General features: G+C 64.5%; 8 protein-coding genes. All 8 read right to left on the bottom strand.

Translation table 11 applies throughout. From position 1 onward, the window contains the following. Window positions 1-245: 245 nt before the first annotated feature. Entirely contained in the window at window positions 246-12,698 is a 12,453-nt protein-coding gene (locus ACLEJR_RS22610; protein ID WP_440816606.1) for a filamentous haemagglutinin family protein, read from the bottom strand. A gap of 212 nt (window positions 12,699-12,910) precedes the next feature. Continuing rightward, complete coding sequence (locus ACLEJR_RS22615) at window positions 12,911-14,089, bottom strand: substrate-binding domain-containing protein (protein WP_440793285.1); 1,179 nt, start codon at window positions 14,087-14,089, stop codon at window positions 12,911-12,913. Window positions 14,090-14,609: 520 nt separating this feature from the next. Further along, window positions 14,610-15,821 carry a type II secretion system inner membrane protein GspF gene (gene gspF, locus ACLEJR_RS22620; RefSeq protein WP_440816609.1) on the bottom strand — a complete coding sequence of 404 codons (1,212 nt, stop codon included), beginning with the start codon at window positions 15,819-15,821 and terminating at the stop codon, window positions 14,610-14,612. Next, window positions 15,821-17,239, bottom strand: coding sequence for a type II secretion system ATPase GspE (gene gspE, locus ACLEJR_RS22625; RefSeq protein WP_440816612.1), 1,419 nt, complete (start codon window positions 17,237-17,239; stop codon window positions 15,821-15,823). The genes gspF and gspE overlap by 1 nt, the downstream gene beginning before the upstream one ends. A gap of 190 nt (window positions 17,240-17,429) precedes the next feature. Further along, the gene (gspD, locus tag ACLEJR_RS22630; protein WP_440816614.1) at window positions 17,430-19,793 is read right to left on the bottom strand and encodes a type II secretion system secretin GspD; all 2,364 of its coding nucleotides are present in this window, start codon (window positions 19,791-19,793) and stop codon (window positions 17,430-17,432) included. Next, window positions 19,790-20,347, bottom strand: coding sequence for a type II secretion system protein GspM (gene gspM / locus ACLEJR_RS22635; protein ID WP_440816616.1), 558 nt, complete (start codon window positions 20,345-20,347; stop codon window positions 19,790-19,792). The genes gspD and gspM overlap by 4 nt, the downstream gene beginning before the upstream one ends. Next, window positions 20,340-21,518: a type II secretion system protein GspL gene (gene gspL / locus ACLEJR_RS22640; RefSeq protein ID WP_440816619.1), complete on the bottom strand. Its 1,179-nt coding sequence runs from the start codon at window positions 21,516-21,518 to the stop codon at window positions 20,340-20,342. The genes gspM and gspL overlap by 8 nt, the downstream gene beginning before the upstream one ends. Next, complete coding sequence (gene gspK / locus ACLEJR_RS22645) at window positions 21,515-22,501, bottom strand: type II secretion system minor pseudopilin GspK (protein ID WP_440816621.1); 987 nt, start codon at window positions 22,499-22,501, stop codon at window positions 21,515-21,517. Before gspK ends, gspL begins: the two co-directional genes overlap by 4 nt. Window positions 22,502-22,508: the final 7 nt, after the last annotated feature.

The raw sequence follows: 22,508 nt of genomic DNA on the forward strand, positions 1-22,508 counted from the left end.
CACAGGGAATTGGGGTTGGATTCGGGTTCCGTGACCGCCAGGAAATCCCATTTGAGAACGGGCTTGCTCGCGAACGCGCTCTAGCAGCCAACATCTTTGGCGGCTGAACCATCGCCTTCGCGGGCAAGCCCGCTCCCACGGAATCTTCGGCATGCCTGCAAATCCTGCGTACCCACGGATCCACCGTGGGAGCGAGCCTGCTCGCGATGGCGCCGGCACAGTCACCACCGCACGCATCCCCTGCCTCACAAACTCAACCGCCCCCGCTCCTCCTCGGTCAACCGCTGTCGGGTCTGCTCATCCAAGGGCCCGGCACCGAGCACCTGCACGGGGCTGGCGGGGTCATAGGTTCTCGGCGCTTCGCGGCTGGCGCCGTCCCGGGACGGCGCCAGTTGTTCGGTGCCGAAGCTCACCACCTGCACGGTGAACACCGACGCCTGGTTCTGCCGCGCCGCCGACTGCTGTTGGCGCGCCACATCCTCAGCCGCCTGGGTCGCCGAAGAGGCCGCCGAACTGGCGGAGGTAATTGCCCCGGTGTTGACCGTGGCCGCCAGCGGCACGCCGGTGGATTTGCCCTGGGTCTGGATGTTCGCCGCATTCACGACGGTCAATGCCGCGATGTTCACATTACCCGAGACCCGGATCCCCGCCTCGCCCGCATCGATGGTGCCCAGCGGCGCGATCAGGTCGATGTCGCCGGGCGCCACCTCGGCAATCGGATTGAGGGTGGCTATACCGGCACCGGTGCTTGGCACCGACGGCGACAGGCTCACATTGCCCCAGGTGTCGTACAGCCGTTTTGGCGGCGTGTAGACCACCGTGGTCTTCGAACCGCGCCCGGCGTTGATGTCGCCCTGGGCCGACCAGCCGAGGATCGAACCGCCAAAGGTGGTCATGATCCGGCTCTGCCCCAGCAGGATGCTGTTGTGTGCGTACAGTTGGATATTACCCTCGCCCTGGGTGATGACCCCCGCGGTGGATGGCGGTGCATTGCCCTCGATGCCGAAGGTCTGGCCACCGCCCGGGGTAAGCATCTGGATGCTGCCGCCGAAATCGGTGTGCACGCCTGCCCCACCGAACATCGTGATGTCGCCCTTGTACGTGATCGCATTGCCCGCCACATCTTTGTCCGGGAACAACAGCGCGATGGCCTCCCGACCGCGCAGATAGCTTCCCTGGCGCACACCACCGGCTTCGTTGTACTCACGCCCACCGGCCTTGAGCTCGGCAAAGTACACCTCGCGGGCAAACACCCGCTGCTGTTCGGCCGGCAGCGCCGCGAAATAGGCACGGGCCTGCTCGCTGTCGCCGCTGAAGCCGAAGCGCCGCTGCAGCCAGTCCACCAGTTGCGCTTCATAAGTCTTGGCGACCTTACCGTCCTGGCTCGCCAGCGGCACGCCGGCCAGTGCCTGGTTCGCCGGGTCCAGGTACGCCTTGATAAAGCGCTGGTAATCCGCCCCGTCGAGACCCGCGCCGGCTTGCAGCACCAGACTCGCGCCAGGGCGCGAATCGCCCGGCACCACGGCGCCGAGGCTGGTGATGCTGACCTTGTCGTCCATCAGGATGTTGCGCCCGGCAGTGATCTCCAGCAGGCCGGGACCGGCGACGTTGAAGTTGCTGTAGAGGATGTCGCGCCCGGCCGAGACGATGGAGATATCGGTGGGGTTGTTGTGGATGAAGAGGTTGCCGGCGACGGTGTAGTTCCCCGCTTCATTGTTGTCATCACTGCGCGATCCGGCCAGCGGTACCCCGCTGCTGACGATGTCTCGTCCAGCCATCATCCGGACAGTTCCGGCGCCTTCGTATGCAATTCGCCCAGGCCATCTGGCCGTGGAAGCGGATGTCATGGATCGACCGGTGGTCACCGCCAGCAAGTCGCCTTCAAGCGCATAGAAGCGAACAGGATCGGCATTGAGGGCCCATTCGTTGGAAGCGCTGCTGGTGTCGAAGGCAAACAGCGGCAGCATGTTCGAACTAAGGCGCACGGGATTGCCATCAGCCGAGAGATTGCTGACCTTGATACTGATGCCGCTATCGACGGAAGCGGCATACGCTGGCCGCAATGGCGTCGCCAAAGCGGTCGACGCGGCGCCGGAACGACTGACCGACATGTCGCCCCCATAAATGGAATCGCCGGCCATGAATTGCAACTCGCTGTTGATGCCGGGAGCGAGCAGCAGGGCTGGACGATTATCGCCGCTGTAGCCTGCGTCATAGACTGCCGAAGATTTTCCGTAATAGAGGCTGCCACTGGCCGCCACCGCTCTGAGAATCGATGGGTAGACCACCGCCAGGTCCGTTGCGGTACTGGAGGTGAAAGGCGTCAGGTTACCTCCGGACGACCACAAGTCGATCGCAGTATTAGCCGTCCATAGCGTGAACCAGCTCAGTCCGGATCCGTTACTGTCGGCGTCCTTGAAGCGAGAGGCGCTCATCATCGGCGCCCGTCCCGGGTCGGCGACGTCCATCACGACAAGGTCGCCCGAGGTTGTCAGATCGAAAGTGGCATCGCCCGGCATGAGGGTCAGGCCACCGGTAGCAAATCCTCGCGTGGACTTGAAGGAGTCGTAGGCTCGCGTTTCTCCGGGGGACTGCGCCGAGGCAGCGTTGCCGTATTGAAGGTCGATACGGCCGATGGCGCCGCTATCGATCTGTGCGTGGCCGCGCAGGTTGGTGACCGCACCGTTGAGATGCCCGGCCACGAACGGGCTCCCGGGATTCAAGGCACCGCCCACATGCAGATTGAGATCACCACCGCCGGTCAGCTGCAGACTGCCATCGGAGCCTACGCGACCGGTGCTGCCCACCGCGAGCACTAAACCCTGGCTACGGCTGCTGCTGCCGAATTGAAGAAGACTACCCGTCAGTTGATCGATTACCCCGGCATCGCCGGCGACCTGAACATTCAGGTCGCCGCCGCCCAGCGTACCGAAACCGGTAAATCCAACCATCAGATCGGCCTTGCTGGGATCCTGGGCAGCGGTGTAGCTACCAAAATTGATCCACCAGGCGGACGGCTGTGCCCCGCTACCCGTAGCGACAGAACCGTTGCCTTGACGCCACAACCAGTTACCGACATTGACCGTGTCGTAGCCGGTGTCGAGTAGATTGGGCCGCCCATAACTGCTGCTGGAAACATCCATGGCATTGCCGATCAGGTTACCACCGACCTTCAAGGTCAAGTTGCCACCCGCATCAGGGTACCAAGCGCGATAGACACTGTTGACGCCGCCGTCCACGAATTGCTCATTTTCGCCTGTTGCGTCATTGAGCACTGTATTTCCTGCCCCCAACGCCTTGGGCTGGTTGTACGGGTCGCCAGCGTAGGTTGCGTTGGCCGAGCTGCCGGCGGTGTAGACCCCATAAAGGGAATCCATTTTCAAATCACCGGCCGACAGCAACTCAAGGTCTGCCGTGCCAGTACGAATGACACTCCAGCGTTGGCTGCCCGGCTTATATCCGGGGGGACCACCCTCTTCACAACGAGACGGGTCGTCGATACACAGATTAGGATCGCCGAACCCAACGAAGTCCACGGGCTGCCCTACCATGCTGGTATCACCAAAAAACTCCAGCGATCCGGCTTCGGTCCAGACCATACTCGGCACACCAAATACGCCGTAATGACTATCAGCCAGGTGAAGATCGCCACTGGCCGATGCCGGCTGCACGACCCGACTGTCCGCCGCCTGCGTATCGGCGCCGGCCACCAACCGTAGGGACCAGGACTGCGAGCCCTCAGCCAGCATTGGCGCAATGGCCCAGTTGCTGCCCGCCACTTCCGGACGCAGTTGCACCGACTCGACACCCGCCGGCAGCTTGATGTCGGTACCTGAAGGAATTTTCGAACCCACGTTCAATGCCAGGGGACCGCTGAGACGCACGACGTTGGTCAAGCCATGGGTCGCGTCCGCAATGCCTGGCAGTGCAACGCCTTTGGGCCAGGTCAGGCCGCCAATGGTTGCGCTGCTGCCCAGCAGGCTCCCAGCCCCCAGCACTGTGCCCGCCTCAAGGGTCTGAGTCGAAGCCAACAAAGTGCCGGCGGCGAACAACAGATTACCCGAGGCGTCATGCACCGCCGCGGCGAGCACCGTGCCCGCCGGCAGTACCAAAGGTTGTTCAAGCGTCGCGGCTACCGGCAGCCGCGTCCCCGCCGCCAGGGTGGCGCCCTTGAGCGGGACGTCGAAATTGAGCACCGAGCCGGCCGGAAACGCCGTGTCCTCCGCCAGGGTTACGCCGGGACCGGGCACGACGATATCGCCCGCCGCAAAATCAATACCCGGCAACAGCACCCAGCCCTTGTCATCGTTGCTGGCCGGCGGCTGGGCGAAACCATCGGTGATGCTGCCATAGATATTCAGATCGCCCCCGGCGCGCAACGTCAGGCTCGCGGATTCGCCGGAGCCATAGACGTTCTCGTCCAGTCGGTTATGCGGATTGAGGCTCTCATAGCGATAGCGCGACAGGTCCAGATCGCCCTGGACCACCAGGTCGCCATCGGCCGTCGCGCTCACCACCTCCACGCCAGGGCGCAGATGGAACACATCGCGATAGCGGCTGTTGTGCAGTCCGGCGAGTTTGCGCTGCAACAGATCGTCGTTGGCGTGGGCCTGAGTGATGAACGCGGTGTTGTCATCGTGCACAGCGTCCAACCACGCTTGATCGATGACCTGATAAGGCTTGCCGCTGGCCGCCGGTACGTTGATCAGCGGTGCATCGTCGTATTGCCACATAGCCACCAGCGCGATCGAGCGGGCGCCTTGGACATCCACGGCGCCGCTGGCATCGATCGCTACGTCGCCGCCTGAAACACCGCCCAGTCGTGGTGCGTTGAGCTGCAATGTTCCGCGAGCGCGACCGTCATTCATGCCCGGCTTACTGCCCAGCGTTACCTCGGTGCCATGGCGCAGGTCGATACGGGCACCATTGCCCAGGGTCAGCAGCCCTTGTCGTGCGGTCAGGTCCACAATGGCACGGTTCGGCGAGTCGATGATCTTGCCGTAGCTGTCCACCCGCAGGCGGCGGCCATGGGCATCGAGCACCGCTGCGCTGCCCAGGGTCAGGGCATTGCCGGCGGCCAGATAGATACTGCCAACGCGCTCACCGCTGGCGTCCACCTTACCGTTGACCAGCAGGCTGCCGTTGTCCACCGACACGTTGATCGACGAGGCCTTGAGCCCGTCGCCGATCACCAGGCTGCCCTGTTTGAGCTGGAACCCCCGGGCGCCGAACACCTGCCCATCGTTCAAACGCTGGTTCAACGCCGCGAACTGCTCGCTGAGGCTGCCGCTGTGGCCCAGGCGCTGGGCCTGGATCTCCACGCTGCCGGCCAGGTACGGCATGGCGGTGCCACCGGCGTCGTATTCGCCCGTGCTGCTACCCAGAATCCGCCCTTGCAGGTCCACCACGCCTTCCGCCCCGTCCACGGCCACGGCGCTGAGCCGACCGGCCTGGTTGTTGCGAGCCGAGACGTCGATGGTCGAGCCATCGGCCTGACGGATGTCGCCGTTCTGGCTTTGCAGAATCACCTCGCCGCCAGCGCTGTAGCGCGTCACATCGTTGAAGGTCAGCGTGCGACCCGCCACGTCGATCTGCGCGTCATCGGCCAGGGTCAGGTCGCGGGTCGCGCTCAGGGTCAGCTTGCCACTGGGCAGCACCACCGCGCTGGCCAGGTTGACGGTCGTGCCCTTGAGGGATAGCTCGCCGCCAAGCCCGGAGACAGCGCCCGGCTTGGTGCCCGCACCCGCTACGTTGATCGCCCCACCCGCAGTGATGCGGTTGATCGAACCGGCTTCACCGGTCAACAACGGAGTGAGGATATTCAGGTTGCCGCCGCTGTAGGCGAAACCTGTTTTCGGGTCGTATGCACCCTGGGTCTGATACACCGCCAGGCTGCCCTTGTGGTTGGCGGTCAGACGCTCGCTGGCGCTGAGGTTGACGTTGGCAAAGCCCAGGGCCAGACGGTCCAGGGTAGTGACCGAGCTCGGCTGGGCGAATTCACCATAGCCGAACTCGATGCGCTGGGCCTGGATGTCCAGGCGACCGGCGCCGGTCCCGGCCCCGCCGGCGATGACCGAACCCGGCGCGCCGACGGCGCCGTTCCAGATCAAGTTGGCGGTGCGGATGGTCGCTACGTCATTGGCGTTGCCGGCGCCATAAATCGCCGGGGTGCTGAGCATCAGGTTGTTCAGGCGCGACTTACCAGTGGCCGAATCATAGGTGTCGAGGCTGACGGTGCCATAGAAATTCAGCGCCTGACTGGCCGACAGTTCGAGGGTCTCCAGGGCCGGAGCACCATATTGGGTGTCCCCGCGCAACAGGCGATCCAGGACGGTCTGGCTCAGGGTCAGACCGGCAGGCAGTACATTGCGCCCCGACGCATCGCTCAATGCCTGGGCGGTGCCGACGTTGATGTTGCTCAGGGCCAGGGTCAGGTGACGGGTGCCGTAACGTACCTGGTCGTCCAGTTCCAGGCTGCCAGCGGTGCCTGCAACGATACTGCCTTCGGAGTGAATGCGTGTGACGCCACTGCAAGGCGTCAGGCGGCAGCCACCGATATTGATGGAGCCTGCGCCGCCCGATGGAGGGGCCAGTACGCTGAGCAAACCATTGGAGGCGGCCAGCATATTGGCGTCGTTGTTGAGACTGTAAATAAAGCCATTTCGGGCGTCGTAAGCAGCCGCGCCACGACCGATGGTGTTGATGACAGCGCCCTGTTCCATCGATAGCTCGCCGCCATTGGCCAACAGGAAAACCTCAGGTGCTGCTAAAGCCGCCCCTTCACGCAATGTCACGCTACGCGACATCTCAAACACCGGAGTCACGTAATTTCCGCTTTGACCGTAACTAACCGAAAACAGGCCGCCTATGACCTGACGCGTAGCGTTCAATGCATTCAGGCTTTGGGCAGTGAGGGTCACGCCCTCGAAACCAGCCGTGGCCCCACGCCCATCCGCAACCACTTCCAGCGCGCTCCGGGCGTAACCAACCACTGAGACGGAACCGCCGAAGCCTCCCACCTGAGGCGCGAACTTGCCGATGCCCTTGAAGGAGAAGGCTTGATCCCCTGCTCCAGGGGCCAGGTTCAGTTTCAAGGTCTTGGCGTCTACCGGCAGCATTGCCCGGGGTACGCCCAGACGAGCGGCGTCGGCCACGGCGAATTGCGCGTAGCTCGTTTCGTTGTATTGCGAATAACGACGCAGCACATCCCCCGACGTCAGAATGACCTGACTGGACAAACTGTTGCGCTGCCCGGTATTGGCCACCGACAGCACCCCGCCGGTCGCCCAGGAACCGTTGCGCATCTGTTGCGCGCCCGTTGTGGCGACTTGCCCCGCCAAGCCATTGATCTCAACCCGGAACGCACCCGGCAGCAAGGCATAGGTGGACGGCATCAACGTATAGGTGCCTGCGGCCAGCCCCGCAACGCCAGCACCGATGGTGATTTGCTGCCCCACCCTCGGATCCACAGCGCCGCCCTCGGGGGCGACCGGCGCGTACGGGCTCTGGTTGCCCGGCACAATGGCGTAGACCGGGTTGCTGGAAAGACCAGGCAAGGTGAAACCGCCATTGACACCCATTTGTACCAGCGGATTGAAACGTGCGTCAGTAGAACCACCACGGCCTGAGATAAAGCCAGCGCCGAGCAGATCACCGCCACCGGACAGGTCAAGCACCGAACCTTCCTGTGCCTTGACCGACCGCCCGCCCAGAATGACGCCGATGTTAATGTCGGCGCTTAGGCCGGGTACTGCACCCTGTCCGGACAACACCACCTTCTTGCCAGCGTACTCATAACTTTGACCATCGACCGTGCCGCCATAGGGCAATCGCAGGCCCAAGCCGCTGACCGACGTCAGGCTGCCCGGCAACAGACTTACCCGATCGCTGATGGCATACCCCCCTACGCCGCCGTTAGTGCCGACCTCAATCAACCCCAATGGCGCCCGAACCACGCCCCCCTGTTCGATGGTCGCGCTACCCAGTTGCAAGCGCCCGAATGCCGAATAGGGTATCTGGGGCGTTATCTGGGTTGTGCGCCCGATAACCAGGCTGCGTGCCGGGTCGTAGAGAGGGGTACCATTATCCGATGTCCCCCAACCAGACCCCGCCAACACCCGAGCCCCGACCCCCGTCGCCGGATACAGCTGGGCCGCTTGCAACAGCATGTCCGAAGGGGTCAGCAACTGCGTGGTAAAACCCGTAGGCATATCGGCGCTTGAGAACCCGGCCAGGAATCGCAGATCACCCCGGCTGCGTAGCCGGACCTGATCGAAACCTGCGCGCTCAAGCTCCAGCGTGCTGCCGTCGGCTTGCCTCACTGTGCCTTTGCTGCTGAACGTCACATTGCCTTGCACATCCAGCAGATCCGCGTTGACGGATAACACCGCCTTGTTCGCCAATAGAGACACCGCGCCACCCTCGATCACTGGCCGGGTGTAAGGCTCAAAACTCGGACGAGTGGTCGCCAGCCCTGTCGCCGTAGACAGCAACACATGGGGTGCATTGAACTCGACCCGGGTATCGGCTGGCGCGGTTGCACTCAATCCAAAGCTGCGGGCGTACAGGCTCAGGCTTTGTCCGAGGGACATCGACAGGTTGCCATCGACGCTCATCAGTCCGTTGCTCAACAAGGACACATTGTCGAAACCACCGGCCTGGACCTGATCGACCCCTAGCCGACCGTGACCGTAAACCAGCGAACCCGCCGATGCTTCAGCCGTGTCGCCAAGCCGATGTGCCTGAGCCACCTGTTCCAACACCAGCTCGCGCACGTTCAACACCCGGCCATCGACTGCGCTTTTCAGGTAGTAGGGCGTTTCCAGCGCCACCGACAGGCTACCCCCCGCCGCCCCGGCGCCTCCCGAACGGGCGCTTAATGCGCCGTCCAGATACAAGCCATTGGCCGACGCCAGGGAAATGCTGCCGCCGTTGCTCGCCACCAGCGTGCGCCCCTGACCAGCGACATCCAGCACGGCCTGGCTGCCATCCGCTTGCAGACGGGCACCGTCGCGCACCACCACAAACAGCTCGGAGGCAGACGTCGATCCTTTCGCGCCATCAATGCGGCCACCGATGACAATCTGCCCGCCGTCGCGCACCAGGCCATAAGTCTGGCCGCGCATATCCTGAGCTGTCATCGCCCGGCTCGATACATCGATCAGCGCCTGCTCGCCCAGCCAGATGGAACGACCGTGGCCCTGGGCATTGACCTGATCGCGAACCGCATCATCGACGCTCAACTCGGTAAGGCTGACCCGCCCGCCCCAGGCGTTAAGCGTGCCGTTGGCGGTCAATTGCCCGCTGCTCCGGACATCGATGCCCTGGCCTGGATCAACGGTAATGACGCTGCCCTTGCCCAAGCTCAATACCGTGCTCGCCATGTCGACGGCGCTGGAATCCGCGGTGCCGGCGGTCAGGCTCAGGCTCGCACCACGACGCTGGGTCAGGACACCTTTGACCGCATCTTCCTGATACAGCGCCGGCGTCCAGCGCTGCAAGGCAGCGGCCGGCTCCACGTCGCTGCCGGTGACCAACGCCTGTTCACCAACACGGTACACCGGCATGGTCACATCGACCCGGGTTCCGTCGGCCACGCTCAGGCCTTTGTTGCCGGTGATGTCATAGGCCGAGAAACCCTTGTCGAAGAAATCGCCGGCCAGTTGCAAAGTGCCAGGTTCGAGGGGGGTGCCGCTGTTGCCGATCAGCACTTTACTGGCCGCCAGCTTCAAGGTCCCGCCGCCACTCACGCCGGTACCGCGCAGTTCACCTTCGAGGTTCAAGTCGCCGTTCCCGGACGATGCACCGGTACTCGCGGTCAAGGTCAAATCCCCGCCCTTGCCGCCGCGAGTCTTGCCATCGGCCATCACGGCAGCGCCGGAACTGACGTCAATCAGGCTGCCCTGCTGCACATCAATATCGCCACTGCTACGCACGGACACGCTGCCGCCGTTGATGAACGGCAGGCCTTGGCGGTCGTTGCCGTCGAGCAGCAGATTGCTCCAGCGCCCGGCGGTGTCGAGCTTGACGCCCTCGCCCAATGTGACCGTCGCCCGTTGTCCCGTGGCGGGTGAAAGTGTGATGTCTGCCATCTGGAAGTTATCGGCCCTGACCTGTTTGAGCACGTTACCCAAGGCAATGCGACCGCTGCGGGCCGTCAAGTCGGCGTTCACCTCGACCTGCGGCGCATATAGCGTGATGTCGCCGCCGTCGGCGACCTTCAGTGCCCCATCGACCTTGATGCCCTCACCCGCCGCCACCTTGACCGCGCCGAGCTGGAAGCCACTGAGCAGCGCATTGTCCAGCTCCAGTTTGCCTTGTCGGTCAGCGCCGACCACCGAGGTCAGGTCGAGCCCCGCAGCGAGCTTGTCGGTCACTTTGCCGAGCGTGACCTGATCGAAGGTGGGGTTGAGGCCACTGTTGATCACGCCACTGGCCTTGTCATGGATTGGCGTGTAGCTGCCGACCCATAATTGCGCACGTCGGGCCACGGCGTTTTGCGATTGCTGGTAGCCGTCGAGGCTAAGGTTCGGCGCCTGGGTCTGGCGTTCACCCTGGTAGACCTCGCCGACGATCTGTCCTTCCAGCACGGCGTTGCGGGTCGACACCACCAGCTTGCCGGCATCGCGGCCGACGGTGTAGCCGGCCTCGAAACGCTCGCGAGGGGCGATCAGCGGGTTGTAGTAGTAATCGGTCTGGCCCCAGCGTTGGCTGTGGTCTTCGTAGCCCTTGTAGATGCCGGTGTAAAGAATGTCGCCCGGGGCCTTGGACAGCTCATACAAGCGACCATTGGCACCCTTGAGCCAGGATTGGCGCAGGTAGCCGCTCTGCACATCCAGGGTGCCGCCGGACAGATTCAACTGGGCGGTCTGCTGGGTCACTACGTCGTTGCCGGTGAACGTCAGGGTACCGCCCTGGGCCGCCCACTCACCGACGCTATGCCCACGGGTGCCTAGATAACCGCCAACCTCCAACAGGCCACCCGCCGTGTACCAGCGGTCGGTGGCGTAACCGTTGGTACCCGCCGGGACGTAGACCAGGTCACGCACGTCCACCCACACGTCGCTGTTGGTCAGCTTGCCGCCTTCGCGGTTGATCGGCGCATCCCGTTGTTCGTTACCTTGGACGTTGACCTTGATGGAGTTGGACTCCATCGCCACCTTGACGCCGATGGCGCCGGACACATCGATCACCGCGCCATCGCGCACCAGGCTGCGTCCCGCGGCGCTGACCGCAACCTGCCCGCCGGTGGCCAAGGTGATAGAGCCGTTCTGGAAGTCGACGCTGCCACCGCTGACGATCTCGATCCGCGACTGGTCGCTACGGTCGACCACGCTGCTGAGGTTGTTGAACTGTCCGCTGATCAGGTTGTTCGGCGTGCCATCCAGGCCGGCGGGCCCGGCATTGCGCTGGCTGTCCAGCGCGCTGCCGCCGGCGGCGTCGAGCAGCACGGCGGTGGTGCTGCCCTGCCCCAGGGTCACGCTGCCGCCGGTGTCGCTGATGGCGTTGAGCAAATGCACGGTGCCGCGCGTGTCCACCGAACTGCTGGCCACCGCCACGCCGTTTTGCTGCACAGTGTGGCCGGTGAGGGTGATGTCCCCGGTGCTGGCCTGGATCAGACCGCTGTTGATCACCGTGCCGGCGCTGCTGCCCGGTTTGAGCGACGTCGCCACCTCATTGCCACGGGTGGTGGAGCGCAGGTTGCCGCTGGTGCCCTGCCCACGACGGATATAGAAACTGTCGCCCGCCGCGAGGGTGGTCTGGCCCTTGGCGGTGATGATGGAACCGGCGTTCTCCACTTCCGAGCCCAACAGCAAGGCATAGCCACCGCCGGCGGTGGAAGTGGCGGCGCGGCGGGTTTCAATCTGTGCGCCGCGTTGCACTTCAACCTTGCCGGCGGCATCGGTGAAGGTTGGCTGGGTGCCGGTGGCGTCGACGTACAACCCTCGCTGGCTGAACTGCTCGTCGCTGATATTGGCCGCCACCGCCGCCAGGTTGCGTACGTTGACCTGGCTGCTGCCGCTGAAAATGATGCCGTTGCGATTGACCAGCATCACCGTGCCATTGCCCTTGATCTGGCCCTGGATCTGGCTCGGTCGCGCTTGAGGGTCATTGACCCGGTTGAGCACGGCCCAGTCCGCTTGCTGCTGGAAATCCACCGTGGTGTTGCGCCCGACGTTGAACGTTTCCCAGTTGAGAATCGCCTTGTCGGCGGTCTGCTCGATCTTCACCGTGGTCTTGCCACCGGCCTGGGTCTGCTGCGGCCCCTTGGCGTTGAGCCAGCCCTGGGTCAGGCTGTTGTCGACCTTGAGCCCGCCCTCGCCCAAGCCGTCGGGCACGGTCTGGATCTGCCCGAACGCGGCTTGCCGCCCGGCGGCCTGTGCCGCCTGCTGAGCCGCGATGGCGGCCACGGTGTTGTTGAGGTTGGTCAGCGAACGCTGCAACTGGGCATTGGCCCGTTGTTGCTGCGCCAAGGGTGGCGGCATGCCGGGCAACGCTGTGGTGGGCCGTGCCGCACCACCGGCCGGGGATGCCCCCTTGGCGGCAAACCAGGCCGAACTGAACGCCGTCGCCGCCTGGGCATTGCCGGCCACCATCAGCAAGGCAATGGCCTGTGCCAACGGCTTGAGCCGCCATACCGATAATTCGCCATTGCGACGGGAAGCATTCAAGTTCATCCGGGGTTTGCAGCGCAGCATCCTACTCATCCTTTCGGGTTCGCTCTAAGGGGCGCAACGCAGTGCCATCAAGCTGCCAGCGTTGGTTATAGGGGTTAGGCGGTTGCAGCCGTTCGGGACCGAACGGATGTCATGAAAATTTCATGTGGCTGTGTTGGTTCAGGCATTACGCGAAAAATCAGCAACGGCCTTCGCCGTTGCTGATCGGTACTGCGTTTCGCTCAGGCGTGGTGTTACAGCGGACGACCGATGCCGTTGCAGACGTTGCTGTTGCCGATGCTCAGGGCATTGGTTGCAGTCACGAAGCTGCTACGAATGGCGGTTTTCCAGGTCGCTGGCAGAGGCACAAAGCGGTTGGCGGTGATAGCGGCGTCGTTGCTGTTGGCCGCAGTTGCGTTGTAGTGACGGGTGAAGAAATCGCGCACCTGAGTGGTTTGCGCAGCGTCGGCGTAGCACTGGCTGAAGATCAGGTTAGTGAAGCCCAGGATCGGGTAGCCGGTGGCTGGGTAAGCCACGACGCTTGGATCGTTAGGGTTGGTGGTTGCGGCGAACACGGGTACCCAGGCGTTCGGGTTGGCACGGTTGGCGGCGGCCGGTACCGGAACAGCAGCGATGGCAGTCGATACGTTGGCGGGGGCAGGAGAAACACCGGCAACGCGAGCAACCTTGGTGGCGTCATCCAGGCCGGCCAGGGTGGTAGCGGCGTAGTCCGGGCTCATGTAGGTGATGCGGCCCTGGGCAGCGTTCACCGCAGTCATCACGGCTTGGCTACCCGTGGCGGCCACGGCACCGGCCGGCAGGCCACCGCTGTAGCTGGAAGCGAAGTTGGTGGTGATGGAGAACGTGCCTGGGACACTTGTACCGCACTTGGCGTTCAGGAAACGGGTGAACAGTTCGGTGGTACCGCTGCTCTCTGCACGGTAAGCCACAGTGATCGCGCCAGTACGGCCCGAACCGGTGATCTGGCTCCAGTCAGTCAATGTGCCGGCGAACACGCCGCACAACTGAGCGACGCTGAGGTTAACGTTGGCAGTGCCAGTCTTGTTGAACGGAATGGCTACCGAGGTGGCAACCGAAGGCACCTGGATCAGTGGGCCCCAGGCAGCGCCGTGAGCGGTGTTGTAGGTGCTCAGTTCAGTGGCGGAAAGCTTGGAGTCGCTGCCAGCCCAGTGCACGTTCTTGCTGGTGTTGCCGGCCACGAACTTGGTGTAGTCGTTGTTCAGGAAAGCAGCCTTGCCCGCACCGCTGCCCACGCCGATGTAGGGGGCAAAACCGGCGGTCAGTACGCCGGAAGTCTGATAGAGCGGCTGAGGCAAGGTAGCGCCACCACCATTGACATCAGCCAGGGCGGCCTGGGCGGCGCAGAGGCCGGCGAGGGTCAGGGATACCGCGAGAACGTTGCGCTTAAACATGAAGAATCTCCTTTCATCGTGTTCGTACGTAGGTTGGATGACGCGTTCTTGCCGTCATGGCGCTCGGTCCTGTGCCGATGGCGGGGGGGGTGAGGCCATGGGTTAGAAATTCGCAGTTTCCGGTGACAGATAAAGGAAAAAACCTCGGGAGCCGAGGGCTGTTTTTCGGGTTTTTTCCTCGGGTGTTCGAGGGCTCTGCGCCGTGGGTTCAGGCGGTTTTTTCAGGGGGGACGGCAAGGGCTGGCCGTGGAGGTGGCGGCGGATGGTTGCCGGGCGACAGAAGATGACAGAACGAGGAACCCGAGTTTGGCGAGGGTGAGGCTCGGGAGATGTTGACAGCGTCAACATCTATTTTGCTCGGTGTGCTTTTGTGGCGAGGGAGCTTGCTCCCGCTGGGCTGCGCAGCAGACCCAAAACCTGAACTTCCGGTACAACAGACAGATCGCAATCAGCCTGTTTGGGGTCGCTTCGCAACCCAGCAGGAGCAAGCTCCCTCGCCACGTTTTTATTGCGTGGTGGGCTATTGAACCAACTGGTTGATCTCGATGATCGGCAGCAGCACTGCCATGACGATCACCAGGACCACGCCGCCCATGATCACGATCATCAGCGGTTCGAGCAGCGCGGTCATGCCCATGGCGCGGCGTTCGATATCGCGGGACAGGGTTTGCGCGGCGCGTTCGAGCATCGGCGGCAGGCAGCCGGTTTTTTCGCCGCTGGCGATCAGGTGGATCAGCACGGGCGGGAAGACGTTTTCAACCCGTAGCGCCGCGGCCAGGTTGACGCCTTCGCGGACCTTGGCCGTGGCATCGCTGACGCTCAGGCTCAAGCGGTCGTTGGATAGGGTCTGGCGCGCTGCCTCCAGCGCGCGCAGCAGCGGCACCCCCGCACCACCGAGGATCGCCAGGGTCGAGGCAAAGCGTGCGGTGTTGAGCCCGAGCACGAAGCTCCCGAACAGGGGCAGGCGCAGCACCCGTGCATGCCAGTTCAATCGCGCCGCCGGCTTGCGCAGGTACAGGCGCCAACTCCAGAACCCGCCAGCCAGCACGCCGAAACACAGCCAACCCCACGCACGGATGAAGTCACTGGCGGTGAGCATCGCCAGGGTCAGCCCCGGCAAATCCTGGCGGGCCTGGGAGAACGCGCTGACCACCTGGGGCACCACGTAACTGAGCAGGAAAATCACGATGGCGATCGACACCAGCCCCACCACACCGGGGTAGATGAACGCCGTGAGGATCTTGCCCCTAAGGTTGTTGCGCTCCTCGATATAGTCCGCCAGCCGTTCCATGACCTGGGCCAGGTCGCCGGACTCTTCGCCGGCAGCGATCAATGCCCGGTAGATTTCCGGAAAGTCCCGCGGCCTGGCCGCCAACGCCTCGGCCAGGCGCATGCCGCTGCGCACGTCGGCCCGCACCGCACTCAGGGTCTGGGCGATGTGCTTGCGCTCGGCCTGTTCCACCGTGGCACTCAATGCCGCTTCCAGCGGCAGGCTCGCCCCCAGTAGACTCGCCAGCTGCCGGGTGGCCCAAGCCAGGTCGTTGTCCGAAAGCCTGGCACTGAACAGTCCGCCGCCGTTGCCTTGAGAGGTGTTGCGTTCCAGCTGCACCTGCAACGCCGTCAGCCCGCGGCTGCGCAACAGGCTGAAAGCAGCGCCCTGGCTATCGGCTTCCAGATGCCCGGATTCGATCTTGCCCTGGGCATCGGCGGCCTCGAAACGGTAGCGGTTCATCAGGCGTCCCGTGTCACGCGCAGGATTTCTTCTGGCGCGGTGACCCCGCCGCGCACCCAGCGCTCGCCGTCCTCGCGCATGCTGAACATCCCGGCCTGGCGGGCAGCGGCGCGCAGTGCCTGCTCCCCTGCCCCCTGGTGGATCAAGGTGCGAATGTCATCGTCGATGCAGAACAACTCATGGATACCCGTGCGCCCGCTGTAGCCGGTCTGATTGCAGGCGGCACACCCCACCGGGCGCCAGGTGCCGGGCGCTGCCGGATCGGCCTGCTTGCACTGTGGGCACAGCCGGCGCACCAACCGCTGGGCCAGTACGCCGAGCATCGACGACGCCAGCAGGAAGGGCTCGACGCCCATGTCGATCAGGCGGTTGATGGCGGACACCGCATCGTTGGTGTGCAGCGTTGCCAGTACCAGGTGACCGGTGAGCGACGCTTGCACGGCGATCTGCGCGGTCTCCAGGTCGCGGATTTCGCCGATCATGATGATGTCCGGGTCCTGACGCAGGATCGCCCGCAACGCCAGGGCGAAGGTCATGTCGATCTTGGCGTTGACCTGAATCTGGCTGATGCCCGGCAGGTCGTATTCCACCGGGTCCTCCACGGTGAGGATGTTGTGGACGCTGGCATCGAGCCGAGCCAGGGCGGCGTAAAGGCTGGTGGTTTTGCCGCTGCCGGTGGGGCCGGTGACCAGTACGATGCCGTGGGGCTGGCGGATCAGATGGTCGAGCTTGCCCAGCACGCCAGGGTCCATCCCCAGGGTCTCCAGTTGCAGGCGCCCGGCCTGCTTGTCCAACAGCCGCATCACCACCCGTTCGCCGTGGCCGGTGGGCACCGTGGACACCCGGATGTCGATCGGCCGGCCGGCGACCCGCAGGGCAATCCGGCCGTCCTGGGGCAAACGTTTCTCGGCGATGTCGAGCTGGGCCATGATCTTGATCCGCGACACCAGCGCACCGTGCAACGCCTTGCGCGGCGACACCACGTCGCGCAGGGTGCCGTCGACCCGGTAGCGCACCACCGAATGGCTTTCGTAGGGTTCGATGTGGATGTCGCTGGCCCCGTCCCGCGCCGCCTGGGTCAACAAGGCGTTGATCATGCGGATCACCGGTGCGCCGTCCTGGGTGTCCAGCAGGTCGGTGATCTCCGGGATGTCCTGCATCAGCCGGTCGAGGTCCACCTCGTTTTCCGCCGCCCCCACCACCGCCGCGGCGCTGCCGGTGTCGGCGTAAACGCTGTTGAGCAGCCCGTCGAGCTCCTCGTCGCGCACCCGCTCCAACCGCACCTCGCCGAACTGTCGGCGCACCTCACTGATGGACCAGCCCGGCGTCGAAGGGCAGACCATCAACACCGGCCCGGCCTCGGACTGGCGAAGCACCAGGCGTTGGGCCTTGGCCCAGGCGTATGGGAGCGTGTTCATGGGCACACTTCCTCTATTACTGCCCTATCCCCTGTGGCGAGGGAGCTTGCTCCCGCTGGGCTGCGCAGCAGCCCCAAAGCCAGGCGCCTCGGTGTGCCAGGCAGACCGCATGCAATTTTTTTGGGGTCGCTTCGCCCGAGGCGTCGGATCGTCCCAGCGGGAGCAAGCTCCCTCGCCACAGGTTGGGAGCTCATTGTCCGACAGACTCCGTTAACGGCACCGCTTTGATCGCCGCCCTGGGCGTTTGCAATCCGGCAGGCGCAGCGCCCGGAATCGCCCTGGCCGAGGCCGGCAGCTGCGGGGCCTGCATGTCCGGCAACGCCCAACTGCGCTCCGGTTGCAACAGACCCTGGGCGCGGCGCATGAAGTCGTAGCGATTGAGAGTGATGCCACGCCCGGCTGCGGTGTCGCGGATGATGTAAGGCCGCAGGAACACCATCAGGTTGGTCTTGGTGATCTGCCGCCGCTCGTTGCGAAACAGCGCACCGATGCCGGGGATGGTCGACAGCCACGGCACCGCGTCGTTGCTCTGGCTATAGCCGTCCTGCAACAGCCCGCCCAGCACCATGATCTGCCCGTCGTCCAGCAGAATGCTGGTGTCGATCGCCCGTTTGTTGGTGACGATCCCGGTGGTGCTCGAGGCGCGATTGTCGACGCTGCTGACCTCCTGGTAGATGTCGAGCTTGACCGTACCGCCCTCGGAAATCTGCGGCCGGACGTTGAGCTTCAGGCCGACCTCTTCCCGGGTCACGGTCTGGAACGGGTTGTTGCTGTTGCCGCCACCGCCGGTAACGTAGCTACCGCTGACAAACGGAATGGTTTGGCCGACAAAAATGCTCGCAGCCTCGTTGTCCAGAGTCAACAGGTTCGGCGTCGACAACACGTTGGTGCCGCCCTTGCTCTTCAAGGCGCGGGCCAGGACCTTGAGATCGAGGATCTTGCCGATTCCCGGAACGTCCACGGTGCCGTTGACCACGCCGAGGTTCAAGCCCTGGGGCAACACGTCGATGCTGTTCTTGCCGTTGAGGTTGAGCCCGGTGCCACCCAGATTGACCCCGCCAATCACACCGCTGCCGCCCAGGTTGCCGCTCTGCCACTGCACGCCGAACTCGCTGGCGTCGTCCTCGCCGACTTCGACGATCAGACTCTCGATCACCACTTGGGCACGGCGTTGGTCCAGCAGGTCGATGACCTCCCGCAGGTTGCGGTACAACGGGTCCGGCGCGGAGATCAGCATAGTGTTGGTGGTGGCATCGGCCTGGATGGTCACCCCGCCCGCGCTGAAGGCCGTGCCCTGCTCGCTGGTTGCGGAGGTAGAAGTCTGCCCGCTGCCGCCATGGCCGTAACCGTTGCTGCTGGTCGAGGTGCTGCTACTGGTGGTTGTGCTGCTGCCATCGCTGCTACTGCCTTGCCCGCTCTGGCCGTTGGTGCTGGCGCCCATGCCGCTGAGCACCGAGCGCGGGTTGCCCTCGCCCTCGCCTTCGCTCTCCCCGGTGAGCAAGCCGCGCAGGGCCTGGGCCAGTTTGCCGGCCTGGGCGTTGCGCAGGTAGACCACGTGCAGGTTGCTCGGGTTGTTCTGCGCGTTGTCGAGTTTGTAGATCAGGTTGCGCGCCAGCTCCGTGCGCTCGGGGCTGCCGGCGCGGATGATGATCGAGTTGGAGCGCGGGTCGCCGATGACGTTGATCTTCTGGGTCTGGTCGCCGCCCTGGGTCTCCAGCAGGTCGGACACCATCTGCGCGATATCGACGGCGATGCCGTTCTGGATCGGCACCACATCAGTGTCGATGGCGCTGGGGGTGTCGATGCCTTCGATCAGTTGCGCCACACGCGACAGGTTCTCGGCGTAGTCGGTGACCACAATGGTGTTGTTGCCCGGGTAGGCATTGATCGGGTTGTTCGGCGACACGATGGGGCGCAATACCGGGATCAGGTTCACCGCATTCTCGTACTGCAGGCGGAAGGTGCGGGTCAGCATGCCATTGCCGGCCGGTTTGTCGGCGCTGTAGATCGGCCCGCCCAACAGCTTGGCGTCGGCCTCCGGCACCACCTGGGCCACGCCGCCGACGTCAACCACGCTGAAGCCCTGCATGCGCAACGCGGCCAGCAGCATCTCGTAGGCCTGTCTCGCCGGCACCTGACCTTCGGAAACCAGGGTCAGGTTGCCCTTGACCCGCGGGTCCACCAGAAACTGCTGACCGGTGGAACGGGACAACGCCCGGACCACGGCCTGGATATCGGCTTCGACGAAGTTCAGCGTCACCGGTTGATCGCCCAGCGGACTGCGCACCGCAGCACTGCTGCGCGGTTCCCGGGCACGAGTGGTGAGATCGACCTGGTGCCGGACCGCCGGCTTTTGCTCGCGCAACACCTGGGCCCGCTGGCGATCAAGCAACACGTCGCCGCTGCCTTGAGTACTGCCCAATGGAATGCCCAGTTCGCTGTCCACCAGCAACGCAGGCTTTGACGCAGGTGGCGTGCTGTTGCACGCGCTCAAGGCCAGCAACAGCAACGGCGCGGCCTTGCGCCAGTGATGCGGGTATCGAGACCCCTTCATGAAGCTTCCTTAGCGCCTTGCGCCTGATCCATGCGAACGGTTCCGGACAACGTGCCGGGGGTGTTGTCGGAAGTGGCCGGGGCCGTGCGCTGCAAGCGAGCCTCGATCACTTCCAGGGAAAATTGCCGTGGATTACCCAGCAGCCAGCCAATCGCTGCATCCGCCGGCGCATCATTGAACGTCAGTTGCCAGGCACTTGCACCGTCGGTGCCAGACGCCTGCAACTGGTAATGCTCGCTCAGACCACTGGCATCGAGCGTCTGGCGCAACGCCGCTTCGACAGGTTGGCCCTGGGCGCCGCCGCTGATATCGCGCAGCAGCACTTCGAGGGCTTCGGTCTGCGAACGCAGCTTGGGGGTTTCGGCCTGCCAGTAAGCAATGGTTTTCAGTGGCGGCTCGATCAACGCCAGCCACACCACGAATCCACCCAGCACCAGTGCGGCCAGGGCCACGGCCCGCTGCTCGCGCACGGCCAAGCCCTGCCAGAAGGTCCGGCAGCGCACGCGCAGGGTCTGCCAGCGCGCCCGCAGCAGCACCATCGATGGCTTATTCATCGTCGTCTTCCGAGGTTTCGGCGGGAACTTGCGGCGCGTCCTGGCCGGCCGGGGCCACGCGCAGACGCCAACCCTGGTCGATGCTGGCGACATCGATGCCGGCTTCGGTCAGGGGAATTTTCCAAGCGTCTTCGCCTGTGGCTTTGCGCACTTCATCGGCAACCGTCAGGCGCAGCTCACCGTTCTCGAACAGCAATTGCTGGACGCTGCCGCTCATGAACGGCATCGCGCTGCCGGCCTGCTGCACCAGGCTGGCAAAGCGTTGTGCCGGGTCCGTCGCGGAACCGTCCTGGCGTGCGGCGAGTTGCTGTCGAGCCTGTTGCAGCGGGTTGAGGATCACCGGCAACTCGGGAAAGGCCTGTTTCACCCGTTGGCTCATCTGCGCCTTCAGCCGCTGGCCCTGGGCCGCTTCACGGCCGGCATACAGATTCAGGCCGACCACCCACACCGCCAACGCCAGGGCGCAGATCCCCGCCGCCCGCCCCCAACCACCCTGCTGCGCGGCGCCGTGGCTGAGACCGGCATGCAAGCCCCAGCCCGGCGCGGGGCCGGTCCAGCGCTGGCTGTCGGCCAGGACCGTCACCGAAGCCTGCGGCGGCTCGCCGACCCAGTGCAAGCCGGTACCGGCTTCAATCAGCCACTCGTTCAGCGCCTCGTCCAGCAGCGGCTGCACCTCGGCGTGCTGCGGGCCATGGCGTATCAGCAGGTGCCCGTCGTCGAGACAGGCCACCGGCCCGGACGCCACGGGCAGCGCATACGCCGCTGGATAGAGACCGCGCAATTTCAGGCCGGCCTGGTCCAGGAGCTTGCCAAGGTTGAGCAGCGACTCACGGTCCAACCAGGCGATCTGCACCTGCCCTTCGGCACCTCGCGGGCTGTGAGCCAGTTGCATGTGCTCGCTACTGCCGAGCATCAGAGCCTGGGCCGCGCAAGTCACCGCCGCAGTAACTTTGGCCGACGGCAACGGGGGCAGCTCAAGACGGGTCAGCAAGCTGTCGCGGGGATGAAGGAAACATTCGACCGCGAGATTTTTTCCGCCCTGGCCCAGCGCCCTGAGGCTGCTTTGCCCTTGCTCGCGCACCTGGCCCTGGCGATCCAGCCAGGCAAACGCCACCGGGCTGTCGAGGTCGAGGCTGCCCAGGGGCGCCAGGCCAATGCGCAGACCCGTCATACGCCCACCCTCGACCAGACCACCTGAGGCAAGCGGTCCTGGGTACGTTGCAGCAAGGCGTCCAGCTCGACCCGCCGCTGGCCGCTGCGCGCCTGCCCGCGCAGCCGGAACCAGTCGCTGGTGATGCCGACCTTGACGGAGGCCACCTGCAGTTGCGGCATGCGCAGGCGATTGACGAAATCGCCGCGGTTGATAAACCAACGGCCGCCGTCGCGCTCTCGGACCAGCGCCTCAGCCCGTTGCAGCGAGAGACCCGGCACGTAGGCGGCCAGCACCGGGGCGCTGGCGGTGTTGCCATTGAGCCAGGTATTGGCCGGGAGGATCGTGACATGAGGCGCCAGCGTTTCCAGTAACCGTGGGGAAACGCCCTTGACGCTGCGCAGGTCCTGCACCGTGCGCAACATCGGCCGGGTCGGTACCAGCGGGTTGCTGGCCGCATCCGGCGAAGTGTCCCGGCCGCTGTCGAATGTATTGCTCGCCGGGGCCCGGTCCGCGAGCTCGGGGTTCAGCAGCCGTGGATAAGCCTCGATGACCCGTTCGACAATGCGCTCGCGCACTGCTGGCGCGACGCCCAGTTGCTGGCACAGCCGTTCGAATGTACGTAGCTGTTCTTCGTCCACCCGCTCATTGGCGACGAGGTTGCGCAGGTTGAACTTGCCTTGTTCGTCTTCCAGCTGTCCTTCAAACGGCACATCCATCTGACCTGAACCGATCATCACGATGGGCTGTGCCCAGGGTTGGCCGAAGCGTGTCAGCGGATCACGCTGCCGGGCATCCCACAGCAACTGGCGGCTCAATTGCAGGCCACCTTGCAGCCGCGCCGTGCCCTGCACGCGCAGTTGCTCGGCTTCCAGGCTGCGGGTGAACAAGCTCTGACGGGTGAGCATGCCGCCGGCGATCACCGCCACCACCGCCGCGATCAGCAGGGCACTGATGACCGCCATGCCGCGCTGCTTCGCCGCGAGGGGCGAATCGGTTCGCATCACGATC

The sequence above is a fragment of the Pseudomonas sp. SMN5 genome, assembly GCF_052041925.1.
Classification (GTDB): Bacteria; Pseudomonadota; Gammaproteobacteria; order Pseudomonadales; family Pseudomonadaceae; genus Aquipseudomonas.